This window comes from Paraburkholderia sp. JPY465 (assembly GCF_050436725.1).
Classification (GTDB): Bacteria; Pseudomonadota; Gammaproteobacteria; order Burkholderiales; family Burkholderiaceae; genus Paraburkholderia; species Paraburkholderia youngii.
Window position 1 is genome coordinate 355583 of the sequence record NZ_JBNDMT010000001.1, and the last position, 20058, is coordinate 375640.

The 20058-nt window shown below is 63.7% G+C and carries 11 protein-coding genes and 6 pseudogenes; 10 read left to right on the forward strand and 7 right to left on the reverse strand.

Annotated features, from left to right (window positions below):
* Positions 1-117 precede the first annotated feature (117 nt).
* Positions 118-1383, forward strand: coding sequence for an IS256 family transposase (locus QFZ94_RS01810; protein ID WP_429455097.1), 1266 nt, complete (start codon positions 118-120; stop codon positions 1381-1383).
* Positions 1384-1422: 39 nt separating this feature from the next.
* On the opposite strand, the pseudogene QFZ94_RS01815 reads toward QFZ94_RS01810, so the two are convergent.
* The 3 pseudogenes from QFZ94_RS01815 to QFZ94_RS01825 all read right to left on the reverse strand — a co-directional run.
* Positions 1423-1581, reverse strand: a pseudogene (locus QFZ94_RS01815) (IS110 family transposase); the annotation flags it as partial.
* 124 nt (positions 1582-1705) lie between these two features.
* Positions 1706-2350 (reverse strand): annotated as a pseudogene (locus QFZ94_RS01820) (IS6 family transposase); the annotation flags it as partial.
* A gap of 57 nt (positions 2351-2407) precedes the next feature.
* A pseudogene (locus tag QFZ94_RS01825) lies at positions 2408-2971 on the reverse strand (IS630 family transposase); the annotation flags it as partial.
* An 87-nt stretch (positions 2972-3058) separates the two neighbouring features.
* Between QFZ94_RS01825 and QFZ94_RS01830 the strand changes: the two are divergent.
* Positions 3059-4552 carry a hypothetical protein gene (locus QFZ94_RS01830; protein WP_429455144.1) on the forward strand — a complete coding sequence of 498 codons (1494 nt, stop codon included), beginning with the start codon at positions 3059-3061 and terminating at the stop codon, positions 4550-4552.
* Positions 4553-4801: 249 nt separating this feature from the next.
* On the opposite strand, the gene QFZ94_RS01835 is transcribed toward QFZ94_RS01830, so the two are convergent.
* On the reverse strand, positions 4802-5041 hold the full coding sequence (locus QFZ94_RS01835) for a hypothetical protein (RefSeq protein ID WP_429455403.1): 240 nt from the start codon (positions 5039-5041) through the stop codon (positions 4802-4804).
* A 252-nt stretch (positions 5042-5293) separates the two neighbouring features.
* Here QFZ94_RS01835 and QFZ94_RS01840 point away from each other — a divergent pair.
* Positions 5294-5740 (forward strand): annotated as a pseudogene (locus QFZ94_RS01840) (ATP-binding protein); the annotation flags it as partial.
* 112 nt (positions 5741-5852) lie between these two features.
* Entirely contained in the window at positions 5853-6410 is a 558-nt protein-coding gene (locus QFZ94_RS01845; RefSeq protein WP_429455404.1) for a transposase, read from the forward strand.
* Between the two features lie 145 nt (positions 6411-6555).
* On the opposite strand, the gene QFZ94_RS01850 is transcribed toward QFZ94_RS01845, so the two are convergent.
* The 3 genes and pseudogenes from QFZ94_RS01850 to QFZ94_RS01860 form a co-directional block, all read right to left on the reverse strand.
* Entirely contained in the window at positions 6556-11916 is a 5361-nt protein-coding gene (locus QFZ94_RS01850) for a hypothetical protein (protein WP_429455405.1), read from the reverse strand.
* Positions 11917-11923: 7 nt separating this feature from the next.
* The gene (locus QFZ94_RS01855) at positions 11924-14113 is read right to left on the reverse strand and encodes a hypothetical protein (protein ID WP_429455406.1); all 2190 of its coding nucleotides are present in this window, start codon (positions 14111-14113) and stop codon (positions 11924-11926) included.
* 238 nt (positions 14114-14351) lie between these two features.
* Positions 14352-14690 (reverse strand): annotated as a pseudogene (locus QFZ94_RS01860) (IS6 family transposase); the annotation flags it as partial.
* Positions 14691-15003: 313 nt separating this feature from the next.
* Between QFZ94_RS01860 and QFZ94_RS01865 the strand changes: the two are divergent.
* The 6 genes and pseudogenes from QFZ94_RS01865 to QFZ94_RS01890 all read left to right on the forward strand — a co-directional run bounded on the left by QFZ94_RS01865 (position 15004) and on the right by QFZ94_RS01890 (position 20021).
* Positions 15004-15180 carry a hypothetical protein gene (locus tag QFZ94_RS01865; RefSeq protein ID WP_429455407.1) on the forward strand — a complete coding sequence of 59 codons (177 nt, stop codon included), beginning with the start codon at positions 15004-15006 and terminating at the stop codon, positions 15178-15180.
* A gap of 88 nt (positions 15181-15268) precedes the next feature.
* On the forward strand, positions 15269-16285 hold the full coding sequence (locus tag QFZ94_RS01870) for an IS110 family transposase (RefSeq protein ID WP_429455408.1): 1017 nt from the start codon (positions 15269-15271) through the stop codon (positions 16283-16285).
* Between the two features lie 232 nt (positions 16286-16517).
* Positions 16518-17003, forward strand: a pseudogene (locus QFZ94_RS01875) (transposase); the annotation flags it as partial.
* Positions 17004-17205: 202 nt separating this feature from the next.
* A complete protein-coding gene (locus tag QFZ94_RS01880; RefSeq protein WP_429455409.1) occupies positions 17206-17379 on the forward strand; it encodes a hypothetical protein in 174 nt (57 codons plus the stop codon).
* A gap of 123 nt (positions 17380-17502) precedes the next feature.
* Positions 17503-18768 (forward strand): IS256 family transposase, encoded by a 1266-nt coding sequence (locus QFZ94_RS01885; protein ID WP_429455391.1) that lies wholly within the window; start codon positions 17503-17505, stop codon positions 18766-18768.
* A 26-nt stretch (positions 18769-18794) separates the two neighbouring features.
* Positions 18795-20021 carry a hypothetical protein gene (locus tag QFZ94_RS01890; RefSeq protein ID WP_429455410.1) on the forward strand — a complete coding sequence of 409 codons (1227 nt, stop codon included), beginning with the start codon at positions 18795-18797 and terminating at the stop codon, positions 20019-20021.
* The last annotated feature ends 37 nt before the right edge of the window (positions 20022-20058 follow it).

Below are 20058 nucleotides of genomic sequence, written 5' to 3' on the forward strand. Positions count from 1 at the left end.
GTCGAATCTGGTGTACAGCGGGAGCGGCGGGAATTTGAGAAGGCGGTGGCGGTCTAGCGAGAATGTTGCTTGTCAAAGGCACAACCAGCGAACCCGAGAAGGCCGGACCCGACCACCATGAAGAAGATTACGCAAGAAGCGAACAGCAGTAAAGCGCAAACGAAAAGCGTGCTAGATGAGCTGATCCAGCAAGGCGCGCGGCAGATCATTCAGCAGGCAGTCGAGGTGGAACTGGCGACCATGCTCGAACAGTACAGCAACGTGAAGTCGATCGACGGCCGGCGTGCCGTGGTGCGCAACGGCTACCTGCCCGAGCGCGAGGTCGTCACAGCGATCGGTCCGGTGACGGTTCAGGTGCCGAAGGTGCGGGATCGTTCGGGCTCGGGCATCCGGTTCAATTCGACGATCGTGCCGCCGTACGTGCGCAAGTCCGCGCGCGTGTCGGCAGCGCTGCCGTGGCTGTACCTGCGAGGCATCTCGACGGGCGACATGAGCGAAGCCATGGGCATCATGCTGGGCGGCCAGGTCAGCGGCATGTCGCCGAACGTCGTGAGCCGGCTGAAGGCCCAATGGGCCGATGAGCATGAGCAGTGGAATCGGCGTGAGCTGTCGTCGGCGCGCTGGGTCTACTGGTGGGCCGACGGCATTCACACCGGTGTGCGCAGCGACGATTCCGACGGCCAGTGCCTGCTGGTGATCGTTGGCGTCAAACCGGACGGGACGAAGGAACGTGTGGCCATCGGTGACGGCTACCGGGAATCGAAGGCATCGTGGAGCGAACTGCTGCTCGATCTGAAGAAGCGCGGCCTGCCGTCGGGGCCACTGCTGGCCTGCGGCGATGGCGCGATGGGATTCTGGGCCGCGATGGAGGAAGTGTTCCCGCAGACGAAGCATCAGCGCTGCTGGTTTCACAAGATGGGTAACGTGCTCAATGCGCTGCCGAAATCGCAGCAGGCTCGAGGCAAGAAGGCGATGCAGGACATCTGGATGGCGGCCACGCGCGCTGATGCACTGGCCGCATTCAATCACTTCGTCGACGCGTACTCGGCAAAGTACCCGAAGGTCGCCGAAAAGCTGACGGAAGATCGTGACGAGCTGCTCGCGTTTTACGATTTCCCGGCTGAACACTGGCAGCATCTGCGCACCACGAACCCGATTGAATCGACCTTTGCGACGGTGCGCCATCGCACGAAACGCACGCGCAACTGTGTATCGCGCGCGACGTTCCTCGGGCTGGCGTTCAAGCTGATCGAGTCGGCCGAAGAATCGTGGCGGCGCATCCGCGCCCCGGAAAAGCTCACTTCGATGCTTGACGGGATGACGTTCAAGGATGGAGAACCGGTGACCGACAGCACACCGGCTCAGCAATCGCTAGCCGCCTGATTACGCCGAGACCGCACACACCAGATTTGACTTTAACTCAGCTTCCATCCCGATCAGGCACGGCGCCCGGTTCACGAAGTGCTCGAGAAACTTGGCGCGCTTGATCTGCCGGTTCACAATCTCTCCAGTTTCCGCGTCCACGTAATGCACCTGAAACACGCGCTTGGCAATGTCGATCCCAACTGGCGTAAGCTTCATTTCGGATCCCTCCGGTTTTGCCTGTGAAGACCTGCATGATCTTCCATATTGGCACAGTGATGCCGTCGGCCCGTGAAGGGTCCATCCTCATCCTTAGTTCCACCGTTCACGGTTGGGAGGCGTTCATTCCATTGACCTCGATGCCGCCGAGAATGACCCTCGCACGGTGGAAGTTCTTGAATCCCAGCATCGGCCGGGTCCGGCATTTGATAGCCCGATGGTCCTGTTCGACAATGTTGTTCAGGTACCTGATCTGACGGACCTTGATCGGCGTCTCGCGATCGGCATTCACCGGATCCAGTGCGGCCAGATTGGAGCCGCTTTTGTCGATGGTCACGGTCTCTGGCGTACCATTATGGGCGATCGCCTTTTCAAAGAACCGCCGGGCAGCGACCTTGTCCCGCCTGGCCCTGAGCAGGAAGTCGACCGTGTCGCCCGCCTTGTCCACTGCCCGGTAAAGATATTTCCACTCACCTTTGATCTTGATATAGCTCTCGTCCATTCGCCAGCTTTTCCCAACCGGACGCTTGTGCTTGCGCAAGCTCCTTTCGAAGAGCGGCAGCAGTTTGATGACCCAGCGGTACACCGTCGAATGATCCACCGCGATACCACGCTCGTCCATCATTTCCGCAAGATTGCGCAAACTCAGCGAATAGGCCACGTACCATCGCACGCACAGCAAAATCACTTCAAGCGGGTAGTGAAGGCGCTTCAGGACCTTGGCCAGGCCCGGCGCGAGTGTGGTTCGCGGTGTCTTCGTCTTCTTCATCGCACAGCTCAAAAATTCGCTACCTAATTTTATTGATCCGGCAATAAAATGTTGAAATCAAGCCGCATAACGGACAGGATCGTGCTGGAAGTATCGCCGGATGCGTTCGGGTTGCTTCTGCACAACCCTGTAATGGTGCGCGGTGGCCTTGACCAGTTGCAGCCTGGTACGCGTTGGCGCCCGCCGTGTGACGCTTTGCTTGAGGTCGGCGTTGGCCATCTCGTTGGGATTGAGCTCAGGGCTGTAGCTGGGCAGATAGAACACCTCGATCCGGTCGCGGTGCCTGTCCAGCCAGGCCATCACGGCCTTGCCGTGATGGGCACGCAGATTGTCCAGGATCAGGAAGATCTTTTTCTTCGCCCCGGTGATCAGCCGTCGCATGAAGTCGATCAGGATGCCGGTGTTCAGCGCACCGTCGAAGATCTTCCAGCGCATCTGTCCTTTATTCGTCACGGTGGAGATGACCGACAGGCCGGCACGCTTCGCGTTGACCTTGAGCACCGGTGTCTTTCCCGTGGGCGCGTAACCGCGGCCCCGAACATCGTCGGAGCGCAGTCCGGTTTCATCGCCCCAGTGGACTTCGGCTCCTTCAGCCTGGGCCCGCTGCGCAATGGCAGGATAGGGCGAGGTTCAAAGCTGCGTTACACATTGGGAGGCACCTTGAGTGCCAGGCGATAATGGTGCCCCCATTTTTCCTCTGCGGCATCCATGACTCAAAACACCCGATCTGGCGTCGGCAGACTGAGCGACGACAAACGCAAAGCGATTGCACTTCAGGCCCTCACGCGCACCGAACCCATCAGTGTGCTGGCTGAGCGTAACGGCGTGAGCCGCCCGACGGTCTACCGACAGATCGGCACGGCCAGTGTAGCGCTGGATGAAGCCTTTGATACCACGCGGGCAGCCGACGCAGATCAGGTGCTTTTCATGCTGCCGGTCACCCGCCAATGGCTCGATCAGGTCATCGTGGCGCTCACGATGGTGGGCCACGTTTCGTTTCGCAGTACCCTTGAACTCATGCACGACCTGCTCGGCGTCTCGACCAGCCTGGGCACGATTCACACCGTTCTTCAGCGGGCCGCAAAGCAGGCCATCGCCATCAACGCCGGTATCGATCTCTCACCCATCCGGGTCGGTCTGCACGACGAACTCTTTCAGGGTTCCCAACCCGTGCTCGCCGGTATCGATGTCGCCTCGACCTATTGCTATCTGCTCGCCCCCGAAGCCCATCGCGACGGCGACACCTGGGCCATCCATCTGCTGGACCTGCAGGCACAGGGCCTCGATCCTGAGCACACGATCGCCGATGCGGGAACCGGTCTGCGTGCCGGGCAAAAAATGGCCTGGCCCGATACGCCGTGTCACGGCGACGTATTCCACATCATCCAGCAGGGTAAATCACTAGCGACGCTCTGGCATCGTGTCGCCAGTGGCGCTCGCACCGGGCGCGAGCAGCTCGAAGCGCGTCTGGCCAATCCCCGTCGACGTGGTGAGGATAGCCTCCTCGAAGCCGCGCTGGAAACGCTTCGGCGCAATGAAGCCCATGCGCACGAGCTGGCTGCCGACCTGCGCACCCTGGTTCAGTGGCTCGAACGTGACATCCTGTCACTGGCTGGGCCGGACCTCGCGACGCGTCAACGGCTGTTCGATTTCGTGGTTGCCGAACTGCAGCAACGTGAAGCACGGGACCTGTCACGTACAGGGGCATACCGGCGTGCCCTTCAGAACCAGCGCGACGGCCTGCTCGCTTTCGCGGGCCTGCTCGACACAAAACTCGACGCCATTGCACGAACGCACAACGTGGCGCGCCATCTCGTGCGCGAGGTCTGCATGCTGCATCGCAAGTCCGAAACGTCGAGTGCGTTCTGGCAAGGGTGGAATCGCCTGCTAGCCCGCATCGGCCGCCCGTTTCACGGCGTCTACGCCGCCGTATCCGGGGCGCTGCATAGCACACCACGCAGCAGCTCGCTGGTCGAAAATCTCAACTCGCGACTGCGCGTCTACCTGACCAACCGGCGTCATCTGAAGGGCGGGCGGGCCTGGCTTGGTCTGCTGCAGTTTGTCTTCAACCATCGCCGCTTTGCCCGCAGCCGATGCCCTGAGCGAACTGGAAAGAGCCCGAGGGAACTGATGAGCCGCAAGCCTCACGATCACTGGCTGACGCTGCTCGGATTCGGCCCACTCCAGCCTCAGCGAACCTGATATCGGCAGGTCGTCGCCGGCCTCCATTTGAACCGCAATCCTTATTATTCCTGCTTTCTTACGCAGGCTGCTTCCGCTCGTCTGTGTAACGCAAAAATCGCGCTTTTTGAACCACGCCCGCAAATCTACCTTCGCTGCGTCTCGCGTTCGACCGGACACGCGTTCTCCCCGATCAGCTCGCGACAAACAGCGTCGTCTCGCCTCGAATATCTCGCGATGCCGAGTCTCGTTCAGCCTGCGACGTAACAGCTAATCTTGCTCATCGCTGTTCTCCGGGCTTCGTGTTGCGTCGGCGTTGTCGACCACTTCCCACAACAGTTGGCTTAGCAGCGCGACGAGTTGATCGTGAACCTGCTCCAGGCGTGCCTGGGGCAGCGGCGGTTGAACACTGTCGAACAGATCCGTTGGGGCGGGTTGCCGCGTGCGCAGCGGAAGAGACTTCATCGGCGCCTCCGATTGGCTGGATACCTGCCGAAGAAGATAGAACAACGTCGAGCTCCTGACGCAGCGCCAGCAGCGCCGCCATCGGCAGGCGAGCCGGTAAGTGGGTAGGCACGTTCCCCGCCGACGGCAGTGTCATCCACCGCGGAAGATAAGCGCGGGTGCCGTCGGGCTGGCGAACGATGAGAAAGTCTTCCGCGCCTAGCGTCGAGCGCCCCAGCACCTCGACCTCACCGCCGGCACGCGGATGGAACGGATAGTAGATGCGAACCAGCTCAGGGAGCTGTTCGCGGGCAGTATGTCTCTGCTTCGACCGGCCTTGGCAAAAGCTGGCTCGCATGCGCGCTGGTCAACCAGGCATGCCGTCAGGGCTTCTCGGCCCGCTATCTACGCATGCCGAAGTTCAATGAGGAGATGGCCATCGCGCACGGTAGCGGCGGTTACGCGAAGCTGCTCGCGCAATGGGCGAAAACCGACATCCTCGTCATGGACGACCTCGCCATGGCGCCGCTGTCGGATTCGGCGCGGCGTGATCTGCTCGAGGTGCTCGACGACCGGCACGGCCGGCGTTCGACAATCGTAACCAGCCAGATTCCAGTCGACAGCTGGCATGCCGCCATCGGCGATCCAACGCTTGCAGACGCGATCCTCGACCGGCTGGTTCACAACGCGCATCGGCTCACACTATCGGGCGAGTCGATGCGCAAGCGCCGAAATGGTTTGACCATCGAAGACGAGAAGGAGTAAAAGAACTCACCCCGCGTCGCCACGTCCGCAGCGCTCGCTTTGCTGTGGAATCCCCGCTCGGCTTCGCGTGGAATGTCTGCTCGCTTTGCCGCGGTACGGCTGCTCGATTTGCGTGGAATACGCACTGAAGGCGCAGCTTATCAACGCAAAGATCCGTACGCCGGGCGTGTCGGGGCGTGAGCCGACCTACACCACGGCGTACATCGAGCTGATCTTGACCTTCTACCGGCTGTTCGGTTGGGGGATGCGGCAGATCACCGGCTATATGGAGGACTACTGGGAGACTCGCGGGCTGGACATCCCGGTGCCCAGCGCCAGTCAGTTGGGCGAACGGTTCGCTTCACTGGAGGTGAGCGTCACGCAGCGTTGCGAACAGCTGGCCCGACGTCTCGCGCGCGGCGGGACGATCAGTCTCATCGTCGACAGCACGGGATTGAGCTTTGGGCGGGCGAGCCAGTGGTACGAGGAAAAGTACGGTCAGAAGGCCGCGCGCACGCCGTGGCGCAAGATGCATCTGTCGATCGACGCTGACATGAACGTACACGCGATCCGCATCACCACTACAGCAGTATCGGACCGCGAAGGAATGGACGCCGTGTGTCTAAGTGGTGCCCATCAGACTGGAAATGATGTGCATCACTCTTATCTCGCCCTCAGCCACTGTCTATAACGGCCGGCACGAGCGGCACGAGCCGCTTACGGTAATGCAACCGGTTGAGTACTTTTGCCACACCCGGACAAAGCTTCTCGGTCATCGATCAAGTCACCCATTAAGGCCCGTCAGCATAGCAGACTGCCTTATTGCGACAGATCGCTTATGATCGTGGTGGGCGCGGCCACAATGGCTGAAAGTGACCCGGCATGTGCGTGTGGAGGATATGCACAAGCGGGCCTTGCTGACCAACAACCGGATGCACTGTGACCCGCCCGCGCTGCTCGAGCTCAATGGTCTGGATGCGGATGTCAAGGCTGTGCGCGAGTCTCGCCCCAGCCGTGTACATGTCGATGAAGTCACGCGCATCGGCCAGGCCCTGCTTATTCAGCACGCTTCGCAATGCCTGCGCTGCCGCCTCGAGTTCCCTCGTCTGCTCCGTTTCCACCCCGGGCCGTCGCCTGATGTTGCGCACGAACTGAAGAACTGTGTCGAGCAGGCAATTGTTTCCCAGTCCGCTGGCCACCCCCATCTCCGCGTCCGCTTCCGCCAGAAACGCGCCAAGACTGCGATAGTGGCTAGCAGAATCGAACTCCTTCAGGGATCGGCGGACGGACGCCTGGGCGGGCGAGGCACCCGCCAGGGGGCGGGCAGGCGGCTGGACACGTGTGGTGCGCGCAGGGGGGCGGGGGGGCCAGCTGCTGCGAACCGCATGGCCGGAATCCTGGGCCCGCGGCGCTACCGCAGGCGCGCTTCGCGTGGCGTGGTGCGGCCCGGACGGCTGCGGCGGGGTGTTCAGGCCGCGATTGCGTGCCTGATCCGGGGCTGCGCCGCGGTATGGCGGGTTCATCGGGCCAGCGGGCCCTTCACCGGCAGTGGCGGGTTCCGCATAGTGATCGAAGGACCCGATCGTCCCGATGTCCTGCGGGCGCGCCACGCGCGCTGCCGCCTCGCGCAGTTCCTTCTCCAGCTTCTCGCGCGACTCCGCATCAGGCGAGAGCTGGCGCAGCTTTTCGTAGGTCCGGTGACTCTTCTGCTTGACCCGCAGGCTCTCAGGGGTGTGGAACTGGATTTCCCAGTCGGCGTCTTCGCCCTGGACGCGGGTGCGCACGTTCACATTCAGGCCCGCATAGCCGGTGCCCTCACGGGTAAAGCCGTTGTTCACGCGCATGACCGTCATGCCGGCCTGCTCCAGACGGGCGAGAATGCCCTGGGCGCCTCTGGCAAAGCCCTCCGGGTCGAGCAGTACCTCGTAGCGCAGCCCGTCGCGTACCCGCCCGGCGGCCTCCTGCGGTGTTTGCAGACCCTGCTCGCGCTGTATCCGGGCCAGCTTCTCTTTAATGCTTTTCTCCTTCTTGAAGATGAAGCTGCGCCAGTCGTCACCGTCCCGGTCCTTGCGCAACTTCGCGCCGTGGTCCTCCAGCGCCTGCCGCAGCACAGGCCAGACCGTACCCTCCAGACGTTCAGCCTGGCTTCTGATCTGACGGGCCAGCCCCGCAAGCGGGGACGGCATGCCCCGTGCAACTGGCGCCTGGGGCTGGGGCCGCGGCGGAACCGTCAATACCGGATCCGGATCCGGATCCCAGTCCACGATATCCTCCACCCCCGGCGGGACGGCTGATGCCTGGAAGGCCTCGCGCGCCGGCCCGAGCAGCTTCCAGATCTCGTCCCGGTGAGCGCCACCGAATCCACATCGTTGCGCCTGCTTGTACAGGTGGTGGTAGTGCTCCTTGCACCTGAACGTGTGCTCCGTATGAAACTGGATTTCCCATGGGAAGCCCTCCGGATCCTCCAGCGTGACGCTCACCGCCCGGAAAGGGCTGCGTTCCCGGCTGAAGTGATTTTGACACCGCATCAGGGCATGCGCCTTCCCTTCGAGCTGCAGAAGGATCCGGCGATAGTCCGCCATAAACGTATCCGGGGACAGCACCACACTGTAGCGCAGCGCATCGTTGACCCGCGCGCTGGCCTGGGCCAGATCCAGCGGCGGCATGCCGCCAATCAGCCGGGCCAGCTTGTCCTGTAGCGAGAGCGGCGACTTCAGCTTTTTCTGTTCGCCCGCCAGATGCGGCCGCCCCCCTTCACGCCCCGGCACCCCGCCATGGCCCAGGATGTCCTTCAGCAGCGGCGTGATCTGCGGCTCGGCCTGGCGGGCGCGCTCATGCAACGCCTGCGCCTGCCGCTGCAGCGCCTGCGGGGAAACCTCTTGCGCCCGTTCGGCCGGCGTAGCCGGTACGCTGAGCAGCTTTGCCTGCTGCAGCGCGTGGACCGCGTCCTGCATGACCCCCGCTGCCATCGTGGGCATGTGCGGCAGCACCGTCTGCGCCCACTGTGGATCGAAACGCCCATCGCGTATTTCTGCCGCCGTCTGCTTGCTGTACGGGACCCGCCGCAGACGCTCCGGGTAGAGGCTTTCCACCCGTTCGCAGCACTCGATGACACCCGTAAACAGATCGGTGCCCGTGTCCGACTTCAGCGCGTCCGTGCCCACCTTGATCGCTATCGTAAAAAGATTGCGCATGGACAGCTCCGGCTCGCCCGGCACCAGCCCCGGCTGCCCGCCGGGGAACGCCGTACGCGAGAGCCGGCACACCGGATAGTTGTCCAGCACCGCGTGCACACGCCCGGCCGTGTCGTGTGCCTGCCCGTAGGCGCTCGCCAGTGCCGGGAACCACTGCGCCAGCGCCGGCGCAAGCGGCGGTGCCTGAACGCTGTCGCCGCCCAGCTGCATGCCCAGCTCGTACAGCAGTTTCGCCGCCTCGTGCGCTTCCGGCTCATGGGCCCGCTCCATCGCCTCACCTGCCTGCGCCTGCAACCACTCCAGCGCTGGTGCATCCCCGTCCCCCCGCAACCGCTTGCGCAGCCCGTTGCGCAGCTCGCGCTCCACCCCGTCGTAGGTGCCGAACATCATGCGTCGCGCCATGGCCTCGCGCTGCTCGTCCGGTTGCGCAAGAAAGCGCATCGCCAGCGTGGCGGCTTTCCCCAGCAGCGCCCCCCCGCGCTGCTCGGCCAGGATTTCGCGTGCCCGTCCTGCGTGGTAGCGGCCCTGCTCATCGAGAGCCGGATGGGCCGTCTTCGGCGGCTTGAACGAGCGCTCCTCGCCCCGCCGCGCCTGGCGCGCCTCCATGACGCGACGGATGTGGGCCGCCAGCGCCGGATAGCCCGCATAGACGAACGCATCGTCCCCGTCCGTGTCCATGTTCCGCTTGCGCAGCTCCGCAATCGGCAGCGCCCCAAGCCGCCCCGGCAGCAGCACGTCCTTGACCCGCAGGCTGCCCGTGCTGAGCATCTGCCGCGGCAGCGCGTCGCGCTCGCGCCCGCGCCCGCCCGTCCAGCGCGACAGCGTCTTCAGGTCCTCCCGCGAACAGGCCAGGTGCAGCCCCGCATGCTCCTTGGGCCAGTATTCCGGCGGCACAATGATCAGCATGCCCTTGCTGTGCAGCATCTCGGCGCCCTCCGCCGAATCCTCATTGAATCCCGTATAGCTGTACTGGATGGCGAAGCACTGCTCCAGAAACCGGGCCGTCACGTCCCCCTGGCCGGGCGTAACGACCTGCGCGGCCCCAATGGGCAACAGGTTCTCCTTGTCGTAGGGCGGCTTGCCCACCAGCACATCGCCCTGCAATTCCTCGAAGCCCGGCAGGGGAATCGACGGCAGGTACAGCCTGTCGTCAGCCGAGGGCACCGCGCGGATGCGCCGCCCCTGATAACCCCCGCTGACGGCCAGCTGGTACAGCGTCAGGCGGCCCACCTCCGGCGATACCTGCCTGTCCAACCCGTCCAGCCTGCGCTGCATCGCCTCGCGCGCTTCCCCCAGCGCCGCCTCGTCCCGCGGGAAATGCATCAGCGCCTGCGGCGGCATCGCGTTGAACTCCGGCTCCTGGCCCTCCACCAGCTTGCGCTGTGCCTCGCTGCCCCGTTCCTGCCGGACTGCCTGCCATGCCTCGATATGGTCGCGCACCACCGGAATGCGCATCGCCACATCCCATCCCAGAAACCCGCAGCCGTCATTCGGACACAGCGCGATGCGCTCGCCCTGCGGCCCCTGCAGCCTGAACGGGTGCTGCGCCCCGGACACGTCCTCAAACCAGCCCAGCTGCAACGTGCCCTCCACCACATGGTCATGCGGCACCATCTCCATGAGCGCCCGTTGCATGCGCGACCAGTCCTCGCGCTGCGGCGCCAGCTTCTGTGCCAGCTCCATGAAGGCGCTGCCGGGGACGCTGTCGGCATACCGCACCGCCGGCAGCACCGAAGCCGACGCGCTGCGGCCCTCGGCGAGGTCCCGGGCTGACGTCTGCCGCCCCCGTGTCAGGCGGCTGCCGCCGAACATGTCGAAGCGCCAGGGCTCGCCGTTATACTGGAACGTGCGCGCCAGCATGAAGCCGCTTAACGCGCCCGGCAGCCGCACCTCCACCAGGGGCTCGCCCGTCAGACGGGCATAAAAGGAGTAGTCACGCCGCTCCCCGCCGGACGACGCGGCGGGCTCCAGCTCCCGTCCCTGCAGGTCGACCGTCACATGCCGGGTGTCGCCCACACCCGGTCCGGGTCGCTCCACGTTTCCCGCCGCTGTGCGCAGGCTCGCGTGGCACGCTGCCAGATCGAACCGGCGAGGGGGGTAACGCCCCGTGAGGTCCGCCAGATGCGCCTCGCTGGCCAGCCGCAGATCCAGTGCGTCCAGGATCGCCTCATCCGCCTCGATCTGCGCAATCAGGTTCCAGCTCATTTCCTGCAGGTCCGCCTCGATGAGCTCGCGCGTCCTGTCCAGCGTCTGTCGCACCCACTGCTTCAGGGTCTCCCGTCGCGCCTTCACCAGCTCGTGCCCGCCGCCGATGTAGCTCACCTTCCACTGGCGGGCCACCAGACTGTATGCCTTGAGCACCTGATACAGTGACAGGGCCGCACAGCGCGTACCGCACGCTTCGTCGCCATCCTTCAGGCGCAGCCCGGCACGGGCGCCCGCCCCCCCGCGGGCCTGGCGCAGATACGCGTCGATCTTGCGTGCCACGACCGGGTGCAGCGCCTCGAAGGTCTGCAGCGCGCCCACCCGGTGGCGCTTCAGCTGCGCGCTGCGCGCCAGCGGCAGCAGCCCCATGCACAGGTTGCCTACGCTTTCCAGCGGTTCATCGCGCAGGCCCCCGGCACCGCACAGCGCCCGGACACGTTCCAGCGCTGCCGCGCCAAGCGGCCGCAGCGCGTCGTGCATCCGCAGCTGGGCGAACGCCTTGAGCAGCACACCCACGCTGCGGCCATCGGCGCTGTCGAAGCGTTCCGGGCGCGGCGCCAGGTGCACCGCGACCCCCATCAGTACACTGCGTGCGAGCCCGGCGTCCCCGTCTTCGTCCCCACCCGGCCGCGCCAGTGCGTTGGCAATCTGCGCGAGATGGCCGAAACCGAACGCATTCCACGCGAGCGGAGGCCGGCCCAGGCGTGCCGCCAGCAGCCTGGCCGCCTCCCGCAGGCCGGTCTCCTGCGGCCATGTGGACAGCGCATGCAGCACCATCGCCACGGCCTGTGGGTTCAACGCTCATCTACTGGCACAGCGCCTCCTCGGTGACGACCCGCTGCGCCAGGGCCAGCACCGCGGCCCGCGCTTCAGGCGCCTCCGGCCATCTGGACAGCGCATGCAGCGCCATCGCCACGGCCTGCGCGGTCATTGCCCTGCGCAGCACCTCGTCGGTGGCGACGCGTTGCGCCAGGGCCAGCACCGCGGTCCACGCATCGGGCTCGTCCGGCCATCTGGACAGCCCATTCAGCGCCATCGCCACTTCCTGTGCGGTCATCTCCATGCATAGCACCTCGCCGTCGGTGGCGACCCGTTGCGCCAGCACCCGCACCGCGTCCCGCGCATCGGGCGCCTCCGGCCACTTTGACAGCGCATTCAGGACCTCGGCCACATGCTGCGCGCTCATCGCCTGGCGCAGCACCTCGTCGGTGGCGACGCGCTGCGCCAGGGCCAGCACCGCATCCCGCGCTTCGGGCTCCTCCGGCCACTTTGACAGCCCATTCAGCGCCATCGCCACTGCCTGCGCGGTCATTGCCCTGCGCAGTGCCTTATCGGTGGCGACCCGTTGCGCCAGCACCCGCACCGCGTTCCACGCATCGGGCTCCTCCGGCCACTTTGACAGCGCATTCAGGGCCTCGGCCACATCCCGCGCGCTCAACGACTGGCGCAGCCCCTCGTCGGTGGCGACCCGCTGCGCCAGCACCCGCACCGCGTCCCACGCGTCGGGCTCCTCCGGCCACTTTGACAGCGCATTCACGACCATCGCCACTTCCTGTGGGTTCAACAACCGGCATAGCGCCTCGTCGGTGGCGACCCGTTGCGCCAGCACCCGCACCGCGTCCCGTGCTTCGGGCTCCTCCGGCCACTTTGACAGCCCATTCAGGAGCTGGGCCACGTCCTGTGCGTTCATCGCCCTGCACAGCGCCTCGTCGGTGGCGACCCGTTGCGCCAAGGCCAGCACCGCATCCCGCGCTTCGGGCGCCTCCGGCCACTTTGACAGCCCATTCAGGAGCTGGGCCACGTCCTGTGCGTTCATCGCCCTGCACAGCGCCTCGTCGGTGGCGACCCGTTGCGCCAAGGCCAGCACCGCATCCCGCGCTTCGGGCGCCTCCGGCCACTTTGACAGCCCATTCACGGCCATCGCCACTGCCCGTGCGTTCATCGACCGGCGCAGCCGCGCGTCGTTTGCGACCCGCCTGGCCAGGGGCTGCGCACCGTCGCGCGCGGCTGCCTCCTGCGGCCACTTCGAGAGGGCATTAAGCAGGGTTGAGATGCCCTGCCCGTTCAGCCTGTCGATCTGGCGGTCCGCTCGAAGATGCCCGACAAGACGCACCACCGCTTCGCAGCACATCCCGTGTTGCGCCGCCTTGGACAGCGCATTGCCCAGAAGGGCCGCCTCCTTGGCTCGGAGCCCGTTCGCCGCGTCCGGCCTCAGCACGTGCGCTGCGATACGTTCCAGCGCCAGCCGGCAGATTTCACTGTCAGCATGCTTGCTCAGCTTGTTGGCAAGATGGGCGTAATGTGCAGCCGGCAGGTCCTCGCACCAGTCGGTGTCCACGACATAGTGCGCCGCCAGTTCGACAGCCGCACGGACTTTTCCGGAGCCTGCAAACCCGTTCGGCAGTTTCTGCAGATACCGATCCAGGAAGTACACGTTGTCGTCGGCGTGCTCCGGGCGCAGAAAGACCAGCGCGCGCCCGTGGCCATTACGCTGCGCCAGCACGTTCTCCGCCGCCATCCGAACGCCATCAATCCGCCCGCCGCTGGAAAGCAGCCGTTGCTGCTCGTGCCGTTGCTCAACGAGCTGCCGGCTGAAGTCGCGTTCCCGATATTTCAGGTGTATCGCCAGACACGGGCTGCTGCGCTGTGATTCATACGGATCGATGCGTGGTCTTGTACGCTCCCTGTCATCCAGCGCATCCCCCGGATCGCGCGCCGTTCGCTTGCGCGATGGACCTGCTGCCTGAGCCCGGGACTCCTGCGCACCGCTTCCCGTCAGGACCGGCCGATGCTGATAACCTGACCGGTGGTGCGTGCCCTGAGGCCATGACGACGGGCCAGGCTGGCTCTGGCCGCGGGCCATCTTGCGCTCGTTGTCCTCTTCGGACCTCTCGCGCCGGTGCAAGTCGCGCAAGGGATACCCGGCGTTCGCTTCCCCGCCATGCGGCCGGGAGGAGAATGCCCGCTGCCGCTGGGCACCCGGATAAGGCTGCATCCTGCGCGCCTGACGACGTACGGCCAGCGGCGCCAGCCGCATGTCAACGGCCGCACCTGTGTGCCGATCCGCGCCCCCCCTTCGCCCCGCCCCGGATCGCCTGGGTGCCGACTCCTCAAGCCTTTCATTGGCACCGGCATCATATGGACTATATGGACTTGTTGGCCTGTCGGTTTTCATTGCGGCATCCGCAAGGCTTGGCAGAGCGTTGTCACGTTGGCGGTCAATGTGGTTCTGTGACCTCGATGCCGCCGAGAATGACCCTCGCACGGTGGAAGTTCTTGAATCCCAGCATCGGCCGGGTCCGGCGTTTGATAGCCCGATGGTCCTGTTCGACAATGTTGTTCAGGTACTTGATCTGACGGACCTTGATCGGCGTCTCGCGATCGGCATTCACCGCATCCAGTGCGGCCAGATTGGAGCCGCTTTTGTCGATGGTCACGGTCTCTGGCGTACCATTATGGGCGATCGCCTTTTCAAAGAACCGCCGGGCAGCGACCTTGTCCCGCCTGGCCCTGAGCAGGAATTCGACCGTGTCGCCCGCCTTGTCCACTGCCCGGTAAAGATATTTCCACTCGCGCGTTGATAGTAAGGGCAGGGAGACTCTAAGACCCTAGAGATGCGAAGGGTTGACGAGGATAGCGAAGGCAACTTGAATTGGTTCAGAAAGGCATTGTCACGTTCAAGTGGTTGCGGGTTTTTCGAGGCGCCCGAATTTGTCTGCGAGCCGCATCAGGAGTGGGTTGCGGGCTCGTCGCGGACGGATCGATTAAAGTCAAGGGTTTGGGGATTGAAAATGGCTACAAACCCATGCTGGCAGGCGATTCCCACGAAATTGAGCGTCGAGCAGTTCGAGCAGTTTGTCTGGCCTCACCTGGGCCGCGGCCGACGTGGACCGCCCCCCCACGCTACCGTTGCACAAGATGTTCAACTACGCCCTGAAGGCGCTCTATATCGGCTGTCAGTGGAAGATGCTGCCGATCGAAAACAATGCAAAGGGCCTGCCTGAAATCAATTACACGCGCGTCTACCGGATCATGCGGCGCTGGCAGACCGATGGGATCTGATAATCATATAGCCGGCCCCACGCCGTTGTGGTGAAGCGGCGGGCGTAGAGTTGAGGTTGCGAGACCCACTTGACCACAGGAGGCCGGCATGGACAAGTTTAGCGGAATCGACCTGCACTCGAATAACAGCGTGGTTGTGGTCAGCGACGAAACTGACCGTGTTCTCTACCAGCGGAGGTTACCGAACGATCCCGTCCAGATTCGCGCAGCACTGGCACCCCACCGTGCAGATCTCGTGGGAGTGGTTATTGAAGCAACGTTCAACTGGTACTGGGTTGTGGATGAGTTGATGAGCGACGGCTACCGGGTGCATCTGGCCAACCCTGCAGCGATCCGGCAGTATGATGGCCTGAAATACAGCGGTGACTTCACCGATGCGATCCATCTCGCGCAACTGCTTCGTCTCGGGCTTTTGCCCGAAGGGTACATCTATCCGGTGGAGCAACGTCCGCTGCGCGACCTTGCGCGCAAACGGATGCAACTGGTTCAGTGCCGTACGGCGCAGATCCTCGCGATTGAAAACCTGTTCGCACGTCATAGTGGTGGACAGATCGAGAGTGAGCGGGTCAAGCAACTGGATGAGGCGCAGGTCAACGAATTTGGTTTTGCTCCCGATGTGACGCTTGCGATGCAAGCCAATCTGACGATCATGCTGACCTTGCAGAAGGAGATTCGGGTCATCGAGAAGCGACTCATGGAACAGGTGAAGTTGGACCCGGATTATGCATTACTGAACTCAGTGCCGGGTATTGGTCCGGTTCTCGCTACCACCATCATGCTGGAGACCGGAACCATCTCGCGCTTCACCAGGGTTGGCAATTTCAGTTCGTACTGCCGCTGCGTGGATAGCCGGCGTGAAAGCAACAGCAGGAAGAAAGGCGAAGGCAATACGAAGAACGGCAACAAGTATCTGGCGTGGGCATTTGTCGAGGCCGCCAACTTCGCCATTCGTTCATGTCCACAAGCCCGGCGCTTTTACGAGCGCAAGAAACACACACGAAACAGGATTGTCGCGATCAAGGCGCTGGCGCACAAACTGGCGCGCGCCTGCTATCACATGCTTCGGGAGCACAAGCCATTTGAGATAGACCGCTGCTTTGGTTAAAGGTGGTGCGAGGGGACCGAGCCCAGTATTGCGACTGGTGCGAAGCCATGGTTCTGATTGGGTCATCCTCTTGCGCCCCCGCTGTTTGCAGATGACCGTGTCGCCCGGAGCTATTGTCGAATCTGGTGTACAGCGGGAGCGGCGGGAATTTGAGAAGGCGGTGGCGGTCTAGCGAGAATGTTGCTTGTCAAAGGCACAACCAGCGAACCCGAGAAGGCCGGACCCGACCACCATGAAGAAGATTACGCAAGAAGCGAACAGCAGTAAAGCGCAAACGAAAAGCGTGCTAGATGAGCTGATCCAGCAAGGCGCGCGGCAGATCATTCAGCAGGCAGTCGAGGTGGAACTGGCGACCATGCTCGAACAGTACAGCAACGTGAAGTCGATCGACGGCCGGCGTGCCGTGGTGCGCAACGGCTACCTGCCCGAGCGCGAGGTCGTCACAGCGATCGGTCCGGTGACGGTTCAGGTGCCGAAGGTGCGGGATCGTTCGGGCTCGGGCATCCGGTTCAATTCGACGATCGTGCCGCCGTACGTGCGCAAGTCCGCGCGCGTGTCGGCAGCGCTGCCGTGGCTGTACCTGCGAGGCATCTCGACGGGCGACATGAGCGAAGCCATGGGCATCATGCTGGGCGGCCAGGTCAGCGGCATGTCGCCGAACGTCGTGAGCCGGCTGAAGGCCCAATGGGCCGATGAGCATGAGCAGTGGAATCGGCGGGCGAGGTTCAAAGCTGCGTTACACATTGGGAGGCACCTTGAGTGCCAGGCGATAATGGTGCCCCCATTTTTCCTCTGCGGCATCCATGACTCAAAACACCCGATCTGGCGTCGGCAGACTGAGCGACGACAAACGCAAAGCGATTGCACTTCAGGCCCTCACGCGCACCGAACCCATCAGTGTGCTGGCTGAGCGTAACGGCGTGAGCCGCCCGACGGTCTACCGACAGATCGGCACGGCCAGTGTAGCGCTGGATGAAGCCTTTGATACCACGCGGGCAGCCGACGCAGATCAGGTGCTTTTCATGCTGCCGGTCACCCGCCAATGGCTCGATCAGGTCATCGTGGCGCTCACGATGGTGGGCCACGTTTCGTGAGCTATTGTCGAATCTGGTGTACAGCGGGAGCGGCGGGAATTTGAGAAGGCGGTGGCGGTCTAGCGAGAATGTTGCTTGTCAAAGGCACAACCAGCGAACCCGAGAAGGCCGGACCCGACCACCATGAAGAAGATTACGCAAGAATCGAACAGCAGTAAAGCGCAAACGAAAAGCGTGCTAGATGAGCTGATCCAGCAAGGCGCGCGGCAGATCATTCAGCAGGCAGTCGAGGTGGAACTGGCGACCATGCTCGAACAGTACAGCAACGTGAAGTCGATCGACGGCCGGCGTGCCGTGGTGCGCAACGGCTACCTGCCCGAGCGCGAGGTCGTCACAGCGATCGGTCCGGTGACGGTTCAGGTGCCGAAGGTGCGGGATCGTTCGGGCTCGGGCATCCGGTTCAATTCGACGATCGTGCCGCCGTACGTGCGCAAGTCCGCGCGCGTGTCGGCAGCGCTGCCGTGGCTGTACCTGCGAGGCATCTCGACGGGCGACATGAGCGAAGCTATGGGCATCATGCTGGGCGGCCAGGTCAGCGGCATGTCGCCGAACGTCGTGAGCCGGCTGAAGGCCCAATGGGCCGATGAGCATGAGCAGTGGAATCGGCGTGAGCTGTCGTCGGCGCGCTGGGTCTACTGGTGGGCCGACGGCATTCACACCGGTGTGCGCAGCGACGATTCCGACGGCCAGTGCCTGCTGGTGATCATTGGCGTCAAACCGGACGGGACGAAGGAACGTGTGGCCATCGGTGACGGCTACCGGGAATCGAAGGCATCGTGGAGCGAACTGCTGCTCGATCTGAAGAAGCGCGGCCTGCCGTCGGGGCCACTGCTGGCCTGCGGCGATGGCGCGATGGGATTCTGGGCCGCGATGGAGGAAGTGTTCCCGCAGACGAAGCATCAGCGCTGCTGGTTTCACAAGATGGGTAACGTGCTCAATGCGCTGCCGAAATCGCAGCAGGCTCGAGGCAAGAAGGCGATGCAGGACATCTGGATGGCGGCCACGCGCGCTGATGCACTGGCCGCATTCAATCACTTCGTCGACGCGTACTCGGCAAAGTACCCGAAGGTCGCCGAAAAGCTGACGGAAGATCGTGACGAGCTGCTCGCGTTTTACGATTTCCCGGCTGAACACTGGCAGCATCTGCGCACCACGAACCCGATTGAATCGACCTTTGCGACGGTGCGCCATCGCACGAAACGCACGCGCAACTGTGTATCGCGCGCGACGTTCCTCGGGCTGGCGTTCAAGCTGATCGAGTCGGCCGAAGAATCGTGGCGGCGCATCCGCGCCCCGGAAAAGCTCACTTCGATGCTTGACGGGATGACGTTCAAGGATGGAGAACCGGTGACCGACAGCACACCGGCTCAGCAATCGCTAGCCGCCTGATTACGCCGAGACCGCATACACCAGATTTGACTTTAACTCACGTTTCGTTTCGCAGTACCCTTGAACTCATGCACGACCTGCTCGGCGTCTCGACCAGCCTGGGCACGATTCACACCGTTCTTCAGCGGGCCGCAAAGCAGGCCATCGCCATCAACGCCGGTATCGATCTCTCACCCATCCGGGTCGGTCTGCACGACGAACTCTTTCAGGGTTCCCAACCCGTGCTCGCCGGTATCGATGTCGCCTCGACCTATTGCTATCTGCTCGCCCCCGAAGCCCATCGCGACGGCGACACCTGGGCCATCCATCTGCTGGACCTGCAGGCACAGGGCCTCGATCCTGAGCACACGATCGCCGATGCGGGAACCGGTCTGCGTGCCGGGCAAAAAATGGCCTGGCCCGATACGCCGTGTCACGGCGACGTATTCCACATCATCCAGCAGGGTAAATCACTAGCGACGCTCTGGCATCGTGTCGCCAGTGGCGCTCGCACCGGGCGCGAGCAGCTCGAAGCGCGTCTGGCCAATCCCCGTCGACGTGGTGAGGATAGCCTCCTCGAAGCCGCGCTGGAAACGCTTCGGCGCAATGAAGCCCATGCGCACGAGCTGGCTGCCGACCTGCGCACCCTGGTTCAGTGGCTCGAACGTGACATCCTGTCACTGGCTGGGCCGGACCTCGCGACGCGTCAACGGCTGTTCGATTTCGTGGTTGCCGAACTGCAGCAACGTGAAGCACGGGACCTGTCACGTACAGGGGCATACCGGCGTGCCCTTCAGAACCAGCGCGACGGCCTGCTCGCTTTCGCGGGCCTGCTCGACACAAAACTCGACGCCATTGCACGAACGCACAACGTGGCGCGCCATCTCGTGCGCGAGGTCTGCATGCTGCATCGCAAGTCCGAAACGTCGAGTGCGTTCTGGCAAGGGTGGAATCGCCTGCTAGCCCGCATCGGCCGCCCGTTTCACGGCGTCTACGCCGCCGTATCCGGGGCGCTGCATAGCACACCACGCAGCAGCTCGCTGGTCGAAAATCTCAACTCGCGACTGCGCGTCTACCTGACCAACCGGCGTCATCTGAAGGGCGGGCGGGCCTGGCTTGGTCTGCTGCAGTTTGTCTTCAACCATCGCCGCTTTGCCCGCAGCCGATGCCCTGAGCGAACTGGAAAGAGCCCGAGGGAACTGATGAGCCGCAAGCCTCACGATCACTGGCTGACGCTGCTCGGATTCGGCCCACTCCAGCCTCAGCGAACCTGATATCGGCAGGTCGTCGCCGGCCTCCATTTGAACCGCA